General features: G+C 54.3%; 16 protein-coding genes and 1 pseudogene. 7 read left to right on the forward strand and 10 right to left on the reverse strand.

The genetic code is table 11. The features are described 5' to 3' along the window. Positions 1-25: 25 nt before the first annotated feature. Positions 26-298: a hypothetical protein gene (locus FD19_RS03555; RefSeq protein WP_054750909.1), complete on the reverse strand. Its 273-nt coding sequence runs from the start codon at positions 296-298 to the stop codon at positions 26-28. A 41-nt stretch (positions 299-339) separates the two neighbouring features. After that, a complete protein-coding gene (gene rbsK / locus FD19_RS03560; RefSeq protein ID WP_054750883.1) occupies positions 340-1,257 on the reverse strand; it encodes a ribokinase in 918 nt (305 codons plus the stop codon). A 407-nt stretch (positions 1,258-1,664) separates the two neighbouring features. Between rbsK and pepV the strand changes: the two genes are divergently transcribed. From pepV to FD19_RS03575, 3 genes are all read left to right on the forward strand, one after another. Continuing rightward, positions 1,665-3,077: a dipeptidase PepV gene (pepV, locus tag FD19_RS03565; protein WP_054750882.1), complete on the forward strand. Its 1,413-nt coding sequence runs from the start codon at positions 1,665-1,667 to the stop codon at positions 3,075-3,077. Further along, positions 3,077-3,838 carry a biotin--[acetyl-CoA-carboxylase] ligase gene (locus FD19_RS03570; protein WP_056969134.1) on the forward strand — a complete coding sequence of 254 codons (762 nt, stop codon included), beginning with the start codon at positions 3,077-3,079 and terminating at the stop codon, positions 3,836-3,838. The genes pepV and FD19_RS03570 overlap by 1 nt, the downstream gene beginning before the upstream one ends. 71 nt (positions 3,839-3,909) lie before the next feature. Further along, positions 3,910-6,663 (forward strand): transglycosylase domain-containing protein, encoded by a 2,754-nt coding sequence (locus FD19_RS03575; RefSeq protein ID WP_056969135.1) that lies wholly within the window; start codon positions 3,910-3,912, stop codon positions 6,661-6,663. 153 nt (positions 6,664-6,816) lie between these two features. Here FD19_RS03575 and ccpA read toward each other — a convergent pair whose 3' ends face one another. Beyond that, positions 6,817-7,818 (reverse strand): catabolite control protein A, encoded by a 1,002-nt coding sequence (ccpA, locus tag FD19_RS03580; protein WP_056969136.1) that lies wholly within the window; start codon positions 7,816-7,818, stop codon positions 6,817-6,819. A gap of 286 nt (positions 7,819-8,104) precedes the next feature. On the opposite strand from ccpA, the gene FD19_RS03585 reads away from it, so the two are divergent. After that, on the forward strand, positions 8,105-9,208 hold the full coding sequence (locus tag FD19_RS03585) for a M24 family metallopeptidase (protein WP_054750876.1): 1,104 nt from the start codon (positions 8,105-8,107) through the stop codon (positions 9,206-9,208). Between the two features lie 77 nt (positions 9,209-9,285). Here the strand turns inward: FD19_RS03585 and FD19_RS03590 are convergent, their stop codons facing one another. The 3 genes from FD19_RS03590 to FD19_RS03600 form a co-directional block, all read right to left on the reverse strand. After that, positions 9,286-9,948, reverse strand: a complete 663-nt coding sequence (locus FD19_RS03590; protein ID WP_225353564.1) for an HAD hydrolase-like protein — start codon at positions 9,946-9,948, stop codon at positions 9,286-9,288. 141 nt (positions 9,949-10,089) lie between these two features. After that, positions 10,090-10,659, reverse strand: coding sequence for a YtxH domain-containing protein (locus FD19_RS03595; RefSeq protein WP_082619485.1), 570 nt, complete (start codon positions 10,657-10,659; stop codon positions 10,090-10,092). 12 nt (positions 10,660-10,671) lie between these two features. Beyond that, a complete protein-coding gene (locus FD19_RS03600) occupies positions 10,672-11,112 on the reverse strand; it encodes a DUF948 domain-containing protein (protein ID WP_054750874.1) in 441 nt (146 codons plus the stop codon). A 221-nt stretch (positions 11,113-11,333) separates the two neighbouring features. Between FD19_RS03600 and FD19_RS03605 the strand changes: the two genes are divergently transcribed. Then, positions 11,334-12,221 carry a mechanosensitive ion channel family protein gene (locus FD19_RS03605; protein WP_056969137.1) on the forward strand — a complete coding sequence of 296 codons (888 nt, stop codon included), beginning with the start codon at positions 11,334-11,336 and terminating at the stop codon, positions 12,219-12,221. Positions 12,222-12,308: 87 nt separating this feature from the next. Here the strand turns inward: FD19_RS03605 and cbpB are convergent, their stop codons facing one another. Beyond that, positions 12,309-12,797: a cyclic-di-AMP-binding protein CbpB gene (gene cbpB, locus FD19_RS03610; protein ID WP_056969138.1), complete on the reverse strand. Its 489-nt coding sequence runs from the start codon at positions 12,795-12,797 to the stop codon at positions 12,309-12,311. 341 nt (positions 12,798-13,138) lie between these two features. Between cbpB and FD19_RS03615 the strand changes: the two genes are divergently transcribed. After that, the gene (locus FD19_RS03615; RefSeq protein ID WP_054750871.1) at positions 13,139-13,873 is read left to right on the forward strand and encodes an MIP/aquaporin family protein; all 735 of its coding nucleotides are present in this window, start codon (positions 13,139-13,141) and stop codon (positions 13,871-13,873) included. Between the two features lie 68 nt (positions 13,874-13,941). On the opposite strand, the gene FD19_RS03620 is transcribed toward FD19_RS03615, so the two are convergent. After that, the gene (locus FD19_RS03620) at positions 13,942-14,457 is read right to left on the reverse strand and encodes a YfcE family phosphodiesterase (protein WP_056969139.1); all 516 of its coding nucleotides are present in this window, start codon (positions 14,455-14,457) and stop codon (positions 13,942-13,944) included. Positions 14,458-14,555: 98 nt separating this feature from the next. Then, a pseudogene (racE, locus tag FD19_RS03625) lies at positions 14,556-16,040 on the reverse strand (glutamate racemase); the annotation flags it as partial. A 145-nt stretch (positions 16,041-16,185) separates the two neighbouring features. On the opposite strand from racE, the gene FD19_RS03630 reads away from it, so the two are divergent. Beyond that, a complete protein-coding gene (locus FD19_RS03630) occupies positions 16,186-16,656 on the forward strand; it encodes a DUF2507 domain-containing protein (protein ID WP_054750869.1) in 471 nt (156 codons plus the stop codon). A gap of 178 nt (positions 16,657-16,834) precedes the next feature. Here the strand turns inward: FD19_RS03630 and trxA are convergent, their stop codons facing one another. Continuing rightward, a complete protein-coding gene (trxA, locus tag FD19_RS03635) occupies positions 16,835-17,149 on the reverse strand; it encodes a thioredoxin (protein WP_054750868.1) in 315 nt (104 codons plus the stop codon). Positions 17,150-17,264 lie beyond the last annotated feature (115 nt).

A 17,264-nucleotide genomic window follows, 5' to 3' on the forward strand; every position in this document is an offset into this window, starting at 1 on the left:
CATGTAAAAACGCACCACTATATGACTACTGAATGTGGTTAGCCCGCAAAATTTCATGATAAGCGTCAGCGATGGGGCCAGCGGGTTTATCCCATTCTTCCCAGTGGTCGGGTTTTAGACTCGGAAATTCATAGTGGTCGTTAATGTACTGTTCATACTTGCGCACCGCGGTACTGTGCGGAATGTTCAGTTGCATGATCCGTACTTCTTTAATGTACCCATCCAGGGCGCACCGTTCCGCCACACCATTCATGTAAATATTGCCGAGTTCAAAGTAACGGCTACCGTCGTTACGCATAATTTCCTGAATCAAGTCAAACGTTTGGTACTGCGCCAAAATTAGTGTGCCTCCTTGAGAAATGCCGTCACTGCATCCGCACTGGGGATGGACGGCTGACCACCGGCATGCGCGACGGCAATCGCCGACGCGGCGGTCGCATAATCGATGGCCGCCGCAACATCGCCCTGACCATACTGACTCAAAAACGCGCCGATAAACGTGTCCCCAGCGCCGGTGGTATCCACCGCCTGTACGGTATAGGCTGGAACGGAAAAATCGCCACTCGGGCCAGAGTAATAACTACCACGTTCCGCCAGGGTAATAATGACCTCACCGGCGCCCTGTTGCCGCAGGGTGGCCGCTGCTTCAGCCGTCGCGGCTGCGTCCACCATGTCGATGCCGGTCAGCGCGGTGGCTTCACCCTCGTTGGGGATGATAATATCCGTGGCTGCCAATAGCCCAATCGGCACCCCGTGACGAGCTGGTGCGGGATTCAACACGGTCTTGACGCCATGTTGTTTAGCAGCAGTAAACGCGTCGGTAATGGTCTGAATGGGGGATTCAAAGGTGGCCATGAGAAAGTCATCCGGGCCCAGTTGTTCCAGAACCGGTTGCACGTCCGCCATCGTCACGGCGGCATTGGCACCACTAGCCACCACGATCCGGTTCTCACCGGATGGCTCTACCATGATCACGGCGCGTCCCGTCGGCTCGTGCGTGTCGGTGATCAGGTGCGTGGCCTGAACGCCTTTGGCCACTAACGACTGGCGCAGGGATATGCCGCTGCCGTCGTCACCCACGCGGCCGATAAAATCAACGTCCACGCCGTTCAAGGCCGCAGCCACTGCCTGGTTAGCACCCTTACCACCGGGTGCTTCGGTCAGGCTGTCCGCGATGAGGGTTTCGCCGGGGTGGGGAATCTGTTGCACAGCAAAAATCTGGTCCAAATTAATACTACCAATGATTGCTAAAGTCATTTTTCTCTCCATTCACCGGGTCCATCCCGGAAATAATTTGCCATTTTACGTTTTGTATGTAGAAAAACTGTGCCGTTGCACACTACACATCATACCAAATACCACTTGGGCCTGCTACGGGGTCAAAACGCCGGGGCAAAATGAACTGCCAGTATCTCGTGCCGGTATACATTGTATTGGCTATGTTTGCAAGCCAGGGATCAATCGGATCAATCGACGTCGGTGCGTGAGGATCGTAGCTCTGCCTTGGACACACCTAGCGACTGGAGACAATAACCGCCCTCGCGCACCGTGGACTCACGGGTAAAACTACCACGGTCAAGCGCGTATAATGGCCCGCATGTGGTATTCTTAAACCAAATATTGATTTTGTACCGCTACTGCACCACCCGAAGGAGGAATTCACCATGGCCATTGATTACGCGGCTGCGGCCGCTAAGTATCGTGATGACATCATCGCGGATCTGTCCACACTCGTTGCAATTGATTCTGAACGCGACGTTGAACACGCCACCCCGGAGGCACCACTCGGTCCTGGCCCCGCGCGAGCGCTGGCTACTATGCTGAAAATTGCTCAACGTGATCAGTTCACCACCGCTGACGTGGAACACGTTGCCGGACGCGTTGAACTGGGTGCGGGTGACGAGATCTTAGGACTGCTCGCCCACCTGGACGTCGTTCCGGCTGGCCCTGGTTGGACCCGTACCCCGTTCCAAACCACCATTGAAGGTAACCGTATTTACGGTCGGGGCACCGCCGACGATAAAGGCCCTGGCATCGCCGCTTACTACGCTTTGAAAGTTATTCGTGACCTCAATCTGCCCCTACACAAACGCGTCCACCTGATTTATGGTACCGACGAAGAATCTGAGTGGTACGGTATGACCCGTTACATGGCTACCCAGGAAAATCCTACATTAGGTTTCTCGCCGGACGCCGAATTTCCTATTATTAATGGCGAAAAGGGCATTGCGGACTTCCAGATCAGCCTCCACCACGTGGCGGCACGGCCAGCAACCACAACTCTGCAAGGCTTTACGGCTGGGATCCGCGACAACATGGTACCCGTCACCGCGACGGCTACACTGACAGGTACGATTCCGGATAACCTGCAATCACAAGCTACAGCGTTCGACCAGCAAAATGATACGCACACCGCCTTTACCCCCGTCAACAACGGTGTCACCATCACTTTGACCGGGCGGGGCGCACATTCGTCCATCCCTGCCGGTGGGATCAACGCCGGTACCTACTTGGCCGCCTTCATCCAGACGCAAGGGTTACAGCTGGATCCCGCCGGTGCGCAGTACCTCGGCGTGATCACCGACTTCTTGCACGCGGAAACTAACGGTGCCCGGCTCAATATCGCCCTAACCGACCAAAAGATGGGGCCATTGACGGCCAGTCCCGACATCTTCCACTTTGAACAGGACGGTCCCCAAACAATTCTAGTTAACATCCGTTATCCACACGGAACTGACGCCGAAGCCATTCGGGATACCATGGAAAGTACTATTGGTTCAGACCTGGTTGACGTGGATATTCACGGCCGCGTTGAGGAACCCCACTACGTACCGGCTAGCGATCCACTCGTTCAAACGCTGCTGGCGGTTTACACCGACCATACCGGCCTACCGGGCCAAGAAGGTATCGTTGGCGGTGGTACTTACGGTCGGATGTTAAAACGGGGCGTTGCCTTCGGCGCACAGATGCCCGGGGCACCGGAAGTCATGCACATGCCGGATGAGTACATCACCATCGACGACATCATGCGGGCCGTGGCGATTTACGCAGACGCCATTGTGCGCCTCGCCCAGTAATGGCACGCGCGGATGACCTGACGGCGGCGCTGGCCGCCCAGGGTGTGAACATTCCCTGCGAGCACGTACCGACCATTGATTCCACCAATGCGTGGGCGGAACGTCAACTAACCAGTGGACGTCGAGCCCCCTTTGCCCTGCTGGCGGACGCCCAAAGTGCCGGGGTCGGACAACGGGGGCACCAGTTCGATTCACCAGCGCGGACCGGCCTGTACTTCACCGTCGTGCTACCAGTGACGAATTCCCAACTGACCCTGTTAATGCCCGCTGCGGGTGTGGCCGCCAGCCGGGCCTGTACCAGCGTGAGCGGAACCACCCCGCGCTTGAAGTGGGTCAACGATCTGTTCGTGGGTCACAACAAAATTAGTGGCATTCTGGCTTGGATCCGCCAAGATCCAAGCGGACAACGCGTCGCTGTCCTCGGCTGGGGCCTTAACCTGGCTCTGCCCCGCACACAGCCAATTGTGGCCAACCAGCCGGTGGGTGCGTTGTGGGCAACGTTGCCGCACACCGACCCACGACCCGCCCTGATCACCGCCTTTCTCAAACAGCTCCACCAGTTATTGGCCGAGCCCGCCACCATTATGCCCGCTTACCGGCAGCTAGCATTGGGCCTCGGTTGGCCGGTGCATATCGACGACGGCCAGCGGCAACTGGACGGGATCCTTAGTGGCTTTGCTAACAACGGTAACGCAATTGTAAAAACCGCCACGACGACGGTGGCCGTTGCCCATGGTACACTTAGGTACAAACAGTTTTAATTGAGCACTTTAATTGGCATGGTAACCACCCTTTGGTGGCTACCCTACATATTGTACTGGGAGACTTCAACGTGCGTAATTTTTTCAATAAACTGGGCCACAGTTGGACCCGCATTGGTCGTCGCATTCACCGCGGCCTCCACCATCAAGGACGTCATCAACGGACGTCCGGCACCAAAACAGCAACGCAGCCAGCGCCACAGACGGTCAAGCAACCGGTAGCCAACCCGCTGCCGCCGTTTTCGCGTACCACATGGACGCTTTACGCTGATACCGTTTTGCAGACGATTCGCCACCTGGTCATCGCCCTGTTCGCAGGCCTGGTCTGCGCTGGCTTTCTGGCTTTGGGGGTCGGACTAGGCTACTTTGCCTCCATTCTCGACAAGACCCCCGTACCAACCGTGAGCGCCATGACGCGGCAGGTTACGAACACCGAAGACTCCGCCACGCTGTACTACGCGCACAACGTCAAAATGGCCACCGTCAAGAGCGACCTGGTCCGCGAGTCCGTCAGCAACAAAAACATGTCACCATGGGTGCGTAAAGCCATTGTGGCCACTGAAGACGCCGACTTCTACAAGAACAATGGGGTAACACCCAAGTCACTCCTACGCGCGATCATTTCCTCAGTCACCGGCGTCGGCAGTCAGACTGGTGGTTCTACGCTAACCCAACAACTAGTAAAGCTGCAGTTACTGTCCAGTGAAACCACGTTTAAACGTAAGGCCAAAGAGATTGTGCTCGCCATGCGCGTGGACAAGTACATGACCAAATCGCAAATTCTTAACGCCTACCTCAACGTTGCCACCCTCGGACGCAATAGTGATGGCGAAAACATTGCTGGTGTGGAATCGGCCGCCGAAGGTATCTTTGGCGTCTCGGCCAAGCACCTCAACATCGCACAGTCCGCCTTCATTGCGGGCTTGCCGCAAAGTCCCTTTATTTACACGCCATACAACGCCGATGGTTCCCTGAAGGATAACCAGAAGTACGGCGTGGAACGCGAACGGGAAGTGCTGTTCCGTATGTACCGTGCCGGGTACATCACCAAGAAGCAGTACCAGCAGGCCAAGCGCTTTAACCTCGTCGCGTCGTTCCGGCGGACGGGCACCAACGCGACCGATGAATCCACCAGTGGCTTTGCCTATAACTCCGTGATGCTAGAAGCCGAAAACACCCTTACCAAACAGTTAGCTCATAACGATGGTATCAGTGCAAAGAAGTTGAACTCGGACTCCTCCCTGAAAAAAGAGTATACGGATAAGGCGACTACCCTGCTCACCACCAAGGGCTACCACGTCCACACGACACTGATTAAGCCAGTGTACGAAAAGATGCAAAGCATTATGCGGGAATACCGGGATAACTGGGGCACCACCCACACCTATACCTACACCGACCCGAATACCGGGAAGACCGAAACGGCTACTGAACCGGTCCAGAACGGGACCGTCCTGCTGGATAACCACACCGGAGCCATCCTCGGCTTCGTGGGTGGGGTCAAAAAAGGCATCAACCACATCTACTCGACGCGTTCGTCCGGTTCAACCATCAAGCCCATGGCTGTGTACGGACCCGCCATCGAAAATCAGTTGATTGGCTCGGAATCAGCAATTGCTGACTTCAAGACCAGCTTCACTAACTACTCCGTTAGTGACTTTGGCGGCACCATTGCTAACCGTTTCATGCCGGCTAGTTACGCCCTCGCTAACTCATACAACATTCCCGCCGTTAACCTGTACAATGTTCTCAAGCAGAAAGTTAACGTGGCTAGTTACATCAAGAAGATGGGCATCACCACCTTCACCAAGGAGGATTACTCCAAGCTCGGCTTTGCTCTTGGTGGTTCTGACTACGGTGTCAGCGTCAAACAGGAAGCCAGCGCCTTCTCCACCTTTGCCAATAACGGCCGGCACGCGACCGCCTACATGATCAGTAGCATCACCGACCCTTCTGGTAAAGCCATTTATAAGCACAAGGGTGGCTCCACTAAGGTATTCAGCAAGAGTACCGCCTACATCATGCAAAAGATGCTGCACGGAGTCGTGACGCGGGGGACTGGGACCACCGTCAATTACCTGGCCAACTTTAATACCGACAACATGATTGCCAAAACCGGTACCAGTAACGATGATAAGGACATCTGGTTTATCGGCAGTACCCCCGGCCTGACCATGGCTAGTTGGATGGGTTACGACAACAACTACGGTCATTCATTCTCCCTGGGTGCCAACCAAAGCCGGTTGAATGAGACCTACTGGTCCGCGTCAATGAACGCCATTTACCAGCTGATTCCCGGCAAATTTAAGCTCCACCAAACGTTGGCACGACCAAGCAACGTGAAGGCAGTCAAGGTCAATGCGCTGACTGGGTTGCCAAATGGGTCCGGTACGTTTAACGGTAAAACGGTGAAAACCAGTGGCGACACCGTCACCAGCCTGTACAATGGTTGGACGCCGAGTGCCTTCAAGCCTGAGTTTGCCATCGGTGGTACCTTCAACAACTACCGCCTGTTCTGGAACTACATGGATGGTGCCAACAACGGGTACGGGAAGGTCACGTCCGTGAAGTCCGCTGACGCTAGCGCCAACGCGGAGACGACCACCAAGGCCGAACAGGACGCCGCCAAGAAGGCCGCGACTGCCAGCAGCGCGGCAAGCAGCAGTAGTAGCAGTGTCAGCGCCGTCAGGTCCAGCAGTTCAAGCATTCTGTACAGTAGTAGTGCCGCGGCCAGCTCCAGTAGTTCGGCATCAAGTTACTCCGCGCCGACAACGCCGGCTAGTTCGTCCTCTGCAGTTAGTTCGTCAGTGTCAACGCAACAGTAACAGTACGATCACACACCACACCGTCACTCTAGGCATAGCCGGGATTGACGGTGTGGTTTTGTTTTGCGTAGCCCTAATGTTCGACGCTACGGGCGACCAAAAAAGGCTCCCCCACAGGGAGGAGCCTTATCAAGGTATCATGTTCAAATATTACTACTTGGTCGTGTTCCGCTGGGTGATGTCAAAGCCGAGGCGCACGGTAATTTCGTCGATGCCCTCTTTGTTCATCAACTTCGTCAGCAGGCGCATTGCCACGGCCCCGATATCGTACAGGGGCTGATCCAACGACGTCAGTTGTGGCCGCGTCATCTGCGTCAACTTCGTGTTGTTGCTACTAATAATCTGGAAGTCGTCTGGTACCTGCACACCGGCATCCAAAGCGGCGTTCAGCACCCCAACGGCCATTTCGTCGTCACTGACCAGGGCGGCCGTAGCACCCGTCTTTTGAATCTGCTTGAAGACGGCTAACCCAGCCTGGTAACTATACTCAGTTTCAAAGACTAGACTCTCATCATACGCGATGCCAGCTTCATCCAAAGCCTGCTTGTAACCACGCAGACGGTACTTCCCGGACAGCGGCTCGGTCAGCGGTCCAGTAACCAAGGCGACCTTCTTATTGCCAGCGTCCAACAGCTGCTTGGTGGCACCCTTAACGGCGGCCACGTAGTCGATATTGACACTCGCTAACTGTTCATCCGGATCAACGGAACCCGCCAGCACCACCGGCGTCTTGCTCCGTGAAAATTCGGACCGCAGTTCGTCGCTGATCGAACGACCCATGTAGATCAAGCCATCCACCTGCTTGGCCAGTAACGTGTTGACCACTTGGACTTCTTTCTGGTTGTTCTCATCCGAGTTGGCCAAAATGATGTTGTACTTGTACATCGAGGCCACGTCGTCAATGCCCCGCGCTAAGCTGGAATAGAACATGTTTGTGACGTCAGGAATGATTACCCCGACCGTGGTCGTCTTTTTGGAAGCTAATCCCCGGGCGACCGCATTTGGCCGGTAGTCAAGACGGTCGATTACGTCCAATACCCGGCGACGAGTTGCAGCCTTCACGTTCGGGTTACCGTTAACCACCCGGGATACGGTGGCCATCGACACCTTTGCTTCACTGGCAACGTCATAAATTGTAATTGCTTGTTTCTCCATTGTTTCAAATCGTCCCTTCAAATTACTATCTTTATCATCGAATGCTGATTGATTTGTCTTGTATAAGATAGCAGATAACCGGCCGGAATGCAAGCGTTTTACCGCTATTTACACCGCTTTTTTCATGACATTTTCAATAGTATTTGGCAAAGGCGCTTCTAATCGTTTGACACACGGGCGTTTTCATTTAACCGTTTCCATTCGCGTAACACTAACGTTTTGTTTTTCTCATATGCTATACTATGAGCAGACGTCCAACGACGCTAACCAAAGGAGGAACACATTCATGAATGAACACTTACAGCAACTCACCCAGTGGCTTCAAGACCAGCAACTGGACATTGCTTACATCAGTAATCCCACCAACATTAGCTACTTCAGTGGCTTCTTCCAGGATCCTGAGGAACGGGTGACTGCCCTGTTCGTCTTTCCCGACCACGATCCGTTCCTGTTCACCCCAGCCCTCTCCATCCAGGAGGTCAAGCGCAGCGGGTGGACATACGATGTCCAGGGGTACCTCGACCACGAGGATCCCTTTGGCTTGATTGGCGACGCCATCCGCAGCCGTGTGGGACACCCGGCTCAGTGGGCCATCGAAAAGGATGACCTGCCCGTCTACCGCTATGATGCCATTCGCGCGCAGTTTCCTGACGCTACGTTCCCGGCTGATGCATCACGGTTCATTGAACAAAAGAAACTCATCAAGTCGCCAGACGAAATCGCGTTGCTCGAAGCAGCCGGTCAAGAAGCTGACGCCGCCTTTGCTGCCGGGTTCGCTGCCCTCCACACCGGCGTAACTGAGCAAGCCGTCGTGGCGGAGATCAACTACGCCATGATGAAGCAAGGTGTAATGTCCATGAGTTTCGACACCATCGTGCAGGCCGGCCCGAACGCGGCCAATCCCCACGGCGGCCCTGAGCTGAACCAGGTGCAGCCAGGCCAGATGGTCCTGTTTGACCTGGGGACCGTTCACCAGGATTATGACAGTGACGCGACCCGGACCGTCGCCTTTGGTCAGGTGGGTGAGCGCGAGCGCGAAATTCATGCAGTGTGCCTGGAGGCCAACCTCGCCGCCATGGATGCCGCCAAGCCAGGGGTGACCGCAGCTAGTCTGGACAAGATTGCCCGAGACATTATCACCAAAGCCGGTTACGGTGAATACTTCAACCACCGCCTCGGTCACGGTATCGGCACCAGCACCCACGAATTCCCGTCCATCATGGAAGGTAACGATATGGAGTTACGGCCCGGTATGTGCTTCTCCATTGAACCCGGCATTTACGTACCCGGCTTTGCGGGCGTCCGCATCGAGGACTGCATCCACATCACGGAGAACGGTAACGAACCATTTACCCACACACAAAAGACGCTGCAGGTCATCGAACCTTAGTGGTTAACCACAAAAATAGACGTAGCAACCGTTGTCCATTGCAGGACGTACGGTCGCTACGTCTATTTTGATCTACTTTACCCGGCTAAGGCGCTTGAACCCGCCACAAGTTGCGTCGGGTGGTCGACGACTTTGTTCGCCCCAGCATCTACTAGTTCCTGCCGGTCGCCAAAACCATAAGTCACGCCCAGCGTTTTCACCCCGTTGGCCTGACCACCTTTGATGTCAGTAAAGCGGTCACCAATCATCACGGAGTGGTCCTGCAGGGCGTGCTGGTTGCGCATGGCGTAAGCGAGCACGTCGGCCTTCTTCACGCGGGTGTGCTCATCCATGGACGCACCGTAGACCCCGTCGAATAGTGGACCCAAGTCAAAGTGGTCCACTAACCGTACGACCATTGCTTCTGGCTTCGAGGACGCCACGGCCGTGTGGAACCCGTCTGCCCGTAATGCCTGCAAGCTATCCGTGATGCCACGATACAAGTCAGCCTCAAAGATGCCCCGTGCTTCGTAATAGACCCGGTAACTTTCAATGGCCCGGTCCACTCCGGCCGCATCCAACTCGGGGTAAAACTGATTGATGCTGTAGGTTAAGCTGGGCCCAATCCAGGTCCGGTACTGCGCGTCAGTCAACGGCTTGAGTCGCCGTTGCCGCACCATGTACTTGATGCTATCCACGATGCCACGCTCGGAATCGGCAATGGTACCATCGAAATCAAAAAAAATCGTCTTGTCCGTCACTACTTTACTCCCCATTTCGTTTGCATATGGTTGGTCCGCTTAACGTATAAGAAAGCTGTTACCAACCCGAACCGGATCATGGTAACAGCTTTCTTATTTGGTCAACGACCAATAAAGTGTTCGTCTACCCTTTGCGCCTGCCTACTGGTTGTCCGTCGGTGTGTCCGCGTCAGCAGTTGGTGTGTCCGCAGTCGGGGCATCACTACCAGCAGCATCGCTACCAATCGTAGCGGTTCCGTCAGTCGCTACCTGCGTGTCAGCAGCCACGTCGGCGCCCTCCGCATCACCAGCGGTCGCTTCTGGCGCTACATCATCAGCCGCCTCAACCCCGGCATCCTTAGCCTGGCCAAAGGCGCTCTTACCGTCCACGACGATATCATCAAAGTCGGCATCATCATCAGCGCTGTTACCAGTTAACTTGGTCCGAATGGCCGCCGTTGCGTTGGTAAAGGCGGAAATATCACCGTCTTCATTCGGCGTAATTTTGGTCTTGAGACCCGTCACGAACTCTTCGGCACTCGTCCGAAAGTCTTCCGTGGCGTCCTTGGCAAAGTCAAAATAGTCAGCTGCCCGGTCGGATAGCTCATTCGTACCCGACTTCAGTTTTTTCTTCAATTCATCGGTTGCTTGTGGTGTTAAGAGGTAAGTTGCAGCCAGCGCACTAGCGCCACCTAAAATAAAACCTAGCAAAAAGTGGTTCTTTTTAGACATTAATGGGACCCCCTATTCCTCGTTGCTATTCCGGTTCTTAGACATTGTTTTTCGTAACACGCTCCAAGCGGTTCGGCCGACCCGGAAGGCCGCCAATCCGCCCGTCGCCTTTGCGGTCTTATTGATACTACCAGTCAAATCACGGGCAGCATGGTTCAGGTCCGAAACACTCTCACCGAGATCGCCCGTTGCGGTGAACACCGGATCGATGGTCTTGACCTTACTGTTAACGTCGGCTAACAAATCATTGGTCTTCACGAGCAGTTCCTCCACCTCATTGGTGACGGTACCAAGCTCCCCGTTAATGGTTGCCAACGTCTTGTTTGTTTCGGCGACCGTGTTCTTCAAATCCTTGCTGACACTCCCCAAGTTAACGCACACAATGAAAATGCCGAGGGCAATAATCAAAAATGCGACTGCCGCAATGATGAGTGCAATTGTTCCACCAGTCATGGCTCAACTCCCTTTCGCTGTCATCATTAATAGGTGACGCTAATAATAGCACGACCACCAATTAAATACAGAATATCATCAAATGAACACGCATTCAATTTTTTGTGCCGGTTTTATCAATTAAAATTAAGTGGAAATGGTCAGCAAAGCTGTAGTTAGGCGCGACCCCGTCGACCTTTTTTGCTAAAATTAAGTGAACGTTTCACGAGGGGGAATTGATCGTGCCAACCATTAGCGCTAAAGCCACCAGTCAGTCGGTTACCACCACCGTTACCAAAGCCGACCATTGGTTCAACCGTATTGACTGGGCTAACATTCAGGCCACCGTCATTAGCCGCGCCATACTCATCGCCATTGCCAGCGTACTCTTCTTTCTACTAAACCGTGGTGGTAAGTACTTGATTCGGCGCATTTTTAGCCACTACGAAAATAGTCAGTTAGCCGGTAGCCGTTTTGCGACCGTTAAAATGCTGATTCTGAACATCTATGGGTACGTAATCATCTTCTTTTATCTATACACCCTGCTCAGCATCCTCGGCATCCCCGTCGGTACACTCCTTGCTGGTGCTGGGATTGTCGGCATTGCGGTCGGCTTAGGTGCCCAGGGCTTTATCAGTGACATCGTCAACGGCTTTTTTATCATCCTTGAAGGCCAACTGGACGTGGGCGACAGCGTAAAACTCGGCGACATTAGTGGGACCGTTCGCGCCGTCGGTCTTCGCACCACGCAGGTCGTCAGCTCTGACGGGACACTGAACTACATTCCTAACCGCAACATCACAATTGTCCAGAATTTGTCGCGTAACGCCATGATTTCGCTGGTGGACCTGCCAGTCGGGGGGGCGAGCGACTCCAGTAGTATTGAAACGGTCGTTAAAGCAGTCAACGCTAAGCTGGTACCTGAAGAACAGGACCTCATCAAAGAACCTGAGCTGGTTGGCCTCGTACCCTCCCAATGGGGTAACCTGGTTTACCAGGTGCGCCTCACGGCTAAGCCCGGCACTCAGGCCGCGGTGCGGGCACGCTTCCTAACGGCCTACGTTGACGCGTTACAGGCAGCCGGGATTGCCGTACGCACCGCACCAAGCACCAACAAAGCACCGCACTAAATTCAGTGGGTAACAAAAATTCCCCCAATCACCTGAGCCACACCGGTCATGCCGGTGCCACGGGTCATTGGGGAATTTGTTTGCCGTTTATTGATGGTGACCAGCGTGAACCGTCGTCTTCGGGGTCACCTCATAGTCCTTGCCTAAATCATGACAAATGTAGTTAAGACTCTTCATCCATTCACGCCGGGTCACGATGCCGGTGAATTCACCGGTACTTGCGACCACCGGCAAGAACGGATCATTGACCAGCAAGTGCATGACTTCCTCGAGCGCGTATGGGTTGTCGACCGTCGTCACGTCCGTATCCATCACGTCGCGCACGCACATGTCGTCAAGCTGTTCAATTTTGAGGCTGTCTAACCCCAACATGGTTTCGGTGACCATGGGTAGGGAGATGAGGCCCACGAACTGGTCACCATCCAGCACGGGAATCCGTGCGTACCGAACCTTCGTTAACACCAAAAAAGCGTGGGTCAGCGAATTATCGGCTTGTACCGTCGCCACCATGGAGGCCGGAATCACGTAATGTTCGCGGTTCACCATTAGCATATCCTCAACGGTTTTGTCTAACATGTATATTCCCCCAAACTATCATGGTTGCAATGGGTGCGTACTACCACCCGGTTGTTTTTTGTAAGCGATTGTATGCTTGTCAGGCTGGCGTCGATTGCCGCCCTTGAATATTATTGTACCCTGTCCATTACCGAAACAACAGGGCCAACGAGAAGCTTCAACCTTTCTTCAATCCCGGCGCACGAACATCACATAACCTTCACCACACGTGGTTTCATCATTACCGGGCGCAGCAATCTCTGGATGACACTAGGATACAAATCTGGTACACTGTTAAGGTTTGTGAATCGTTACATAAGTAGCACCTAAATCAAGCTCGTAATTTCAAGGAGGATTTACTCGTGACATACGCTTTAGGCACACGCCTGATCGCCGAATTTATCGGTACCGCCATCATGGTAATTTTGGGGAACGGGTCCGTGGCCAACGTGGATCTCAAAGGGACCAAGGGTAACGGATCGGATTGGCTAGTCATTGCATTCGGTTACGGTTGTGGGGTGATGATCCCTGCCTTACTCTTTGGGTCCATTTCTGGCAACCACATTAACCCTGCCTTCACCATCGGCCTAGCTGTGGCCGGCCTCTTTAGCTGGAGTGAGGTACTCCCGTACATTCTGGTACAGTTTGCGGGTGCCATCGTGGGCCAACTCATCGTGGTGGCTGCCTACAAGCCGCACTACGATATGACCACCAACCCGCAACATATCCTGGGCACATTCAGCACCATCAGTGCCAGTAAGAGCCGCCTCAACGGCTTTGTCAACGAATTTGTCGGGTCCTTCATCCTCTTCTTCGGGGCCCTGGGGATCACCAAGGCACCGTTCTTTCAGAATAACCTTGGTACAGCGCACCTGGCCCTTGGCTTCCTGGTCCTCACGCTGGTCGCCAGTGTCGGTGGGCCCACTGGTCCGGCACTAAACCCAGCCCGTGACCTCGGACCACGCATCGTGCACGCACTGTTACCGTTGAAGCACAAAGGTAGCTCGGACTGGGCCTATGCCTGGGTTCCGGTTGTGGCGCCAACGCTGGCCAGTATCTGTGCCATCTTGCTGTACAAGGGCGTGTTCATGAAATAAGGCCACTAACGCAAATACGGTTCGCCCCATGATGGGTGAACCGTATTTTTGTGTACTTAATTAGGCTTTCACACTGCAAAGGTGCGCGTTAACTTGGGGATGATGCCCTGCGTCCGGGTACCGTACTCTACGCGCCGGCCATCATCATCGACGGTCACCACTGCATACATGCCTCCCAACGACGCCAACTCACCCCGCGGCTGGCTAATGCTACCAGGGTTAACCACCAGGATGCCCTGATGCACCTCAGCCAGTGCCACGTGCGTGTGGCCGTACAGGATAACGTCTGCACCCACCGCCTGACCCGCTGCGACGAGCTCATCACGGCGCCAGCCAACAGCGTACTTATGGCCGTGTGCCATAAAGATGGTGTGTCCCGCAACGTGAGCAGTCAAGGTCAACGGAAAATCGGGGTCGTAGTCCATGTTGCCTTGGACGGCCTGCCACTGCTGGAAGAGCGGATTGCTAGCGCGTAGCTCGGAATCACCACAGTAAAAATAACCATCCATGTGCGGATACTCCGTCAATAATTCCTGCAGGATCAAATCATCCCCGTGAGTATCACTCGCCACCAAGATTTTCATTGTTACTCCTCCTCCAGGTCCTCGTTCACCTGTGGCTCCGTTGTGGGCTGTGTGGTCGGTTGTTGCGCTTGTTTGGGTAAGCCAAAGCGGACCGGATCAGCATCCATCAATGCGGCCAAGGCCCGTAGCGCATTACCACGATGACTGTACCGGTTCTTTTCTGCGGGCGACATTTCCGCCATGGTTTTACCCTGTTCCGGAATGTAAAAGAACGGGTCGTATCCAAAGCCGTTATCACCTGCGGGCATCACCGTGATCCGCCCATCAACTTCGCCGTCAACTTCAACGTCGTCATCTGGCCGGGCTGGGTCCACCCACACCAACGTCGTGTGGAAGTGAGCCGTCCGCTTGGCCGTGGGTACACCGGCGAGGTTGGCTAACATTTTGGCGTTATTAGCTGCATCATTGTGGTCACCCGCGTACCGCGCCGACAAGACTCCCGGGGCCCCGTCCAGGGCATCGATCATCAACCCAGAATCGTCAGCGATGACCGGCAACCCCAGCGCCTCACTGTAACCACGGGCCTTGAGCCGCGCGTTTTCCAGGAAGGTGGTCCCGGTTTCGTCAACTGTAGGCAAGTCGTCAAAATCAGCCAAGCTCCGCACATTAATACCGCGGGGCCCAAAGAAATCAACAAACTCCCGGACCTTACCCGGATTTTTCGAAGCCACGACCACCGTCTGCTCATGCCCGGTTGCTGCTGACTGCGGGATCGAAGCACCAAGTTCAGCGACAGCTACAAAGTGGTCAGGCTCGTGCTCAATGTCCACGTGATGCACGTCCAAATGATCCAAACCTAACCAGTCGCTAGCAATATCTTTGAACATCGCCGGACTCGCCGTGGTGTAAAAATGGCGGCTACCATCGTGGTCAGCATGATTTGCGAGCCCCAGGTAATCCAACACGGTACCTAACTCCACGACCGTTTCACGGCCGGGGTCGATCAGGGTCACGTCATCGCCGAGAGCAGCCTGAATAAACGGCCGCAACAATGGGTAGTGCGTGCACCCCATGACGACCGTGTCGGGATGCTTAGCCGCCAGCGGGGCCAATGTGGTCGCCACCACTTGCTTGGCTAGCGCCGACCGGTACTCGTTGCTTTCGACCAGGGAGACAAACTTAGGTGCGGCTAAACTGCTGACCGTTAACGCCGGATTTTGCTGGTGAATCGCATCATCGTAAGCACCACTAGCAACCGTGCCTTCAGTAGCTACCACCCCAATGTTGCCACCCGTGCTGACCTTAACGGCTGCCCGGGCGCCCGGGACGATCACCCCAATGACGGGGATGTCGAGCCGCGACTGGATATCGTGCCAAGCAGCTGCCGTGGCCGTATTGCAGGCAATCACCAACGCCTTGATGTGTTGCGTACGCAGGTAGTTGACCATTTGCCAAGTAAATGCCCGCACTTGTGCAGCCGGACGGGGGCCGTACGGTAAACGCGCTTGATCACCTAAAAACAGGACGTTTTCGTGGGGCAACTGCCGTAGAGCTTCCCGCACGACCGTTAAACCACCCACACCAGAATCAATGAAACCAATTGGTGCCGTTGCATCCATTATTTTGCCACCTTTACTATCCATTTTGTTCGTTACTCCTATTGTTCACCGCCATCACGATAAGTTCAACTATTCACCTACCCGGGTTTAACGAAAATTACGGTCATTGCATACTGCTTTTACCGCAATATTTCGGTATACTGGTGTAGTCAAACGAGGAGGAACCATCATGGCTGACGCACAATACTTAGAATTACTACAAAACGCGGATCAACACCCCCACGCGGGGGAAATTCTGCTCCGGGACCTCATGCTACCGGAATTGTTGGGAGAACGGGCCGAGGGCATCTTATACTTTGCTGGTCGGAGCTTAGCCGCGCACCTCAACGTACCTGAGGACCAAATTGCCAGCACCTTTGCGGCCATGGGTTTTGGGGAGCTCAGCCCTGAAAAAATCAAGAACAAAGTACGTACATATACACTTGGTGGTCCCGTGGTAAACCAACGCCTGCATTTGCGTGGCAACGCCACCGATTTTCGGCTCGAGGCTGGTTTCCTGGCACAGCTGGTGCAGCAAGCGCTCGGCCACACCGTCGAGGGGGCCTGTGAAAACCACCATGATCACGTCATCTTAACGCTGAGTGTCGATCCGGGTGAAGAGCAACCCTTCTACAACGATTTATCAACAAGGAAGTCTTAATTGTAAACCATTACCGTGGTTTTGCAAGATACGGTAACTGCAACGCCGCGCCACCAGCACTGGCGTAACCAGCGCCGGGCGCCGGCTCGGAATGGTCCCACAGTAATTAACCTGTGGGACCATTTTTTGTACAAAAAAAGCATCCCCACCAAAGGGACGCCTCAAACACGACCAACGCTTACTGATCAGTGTACTTCTTCAAGATGCTGGCCAACTGGTCACCGGTATGGTACCCCGTGATCCGCTCAACCACTTCGCCATCCTTCTTTACCAACAACGTTGGGATGGCCATAATACCAAAATTCTTCGGGGTGTCCGGGTTAGCGTCCACATCCATCTTGGTAAACTTCACCTCAGGCATTTCTGGCTCCAACTTCTCAATCACTGGAGACTGCATCCGACACGGGCCACACCAAGTTGCCCAGAAGTCGGTCAGGGTTACGCCAGTACCAGTTTCGGTAGTAAAGTTGTCATCTGTAATTACCTTAACCATGCTATCACGCTCCTTCTTACCTTTTGTAAGTCATTATATGCGCATCAGGGGAGAAAGTAAAGCACTGAGTGTCATCATCAGTTTGCTTCACTGCCAAACCCCGTTACGTTCCAGT

Origin of the sequence: Lacticaseibacillus thailandensis DSM 22698 = JCM 13996 (assembly GCF_001436135.1) — a bacterium.
Lineage (GTDB): Bacteria > Bacillota > Bacilli > Lactobacillales > Lactobacillaceae > Lacticaseibacillus > Lacticaseibacillus thailandensis.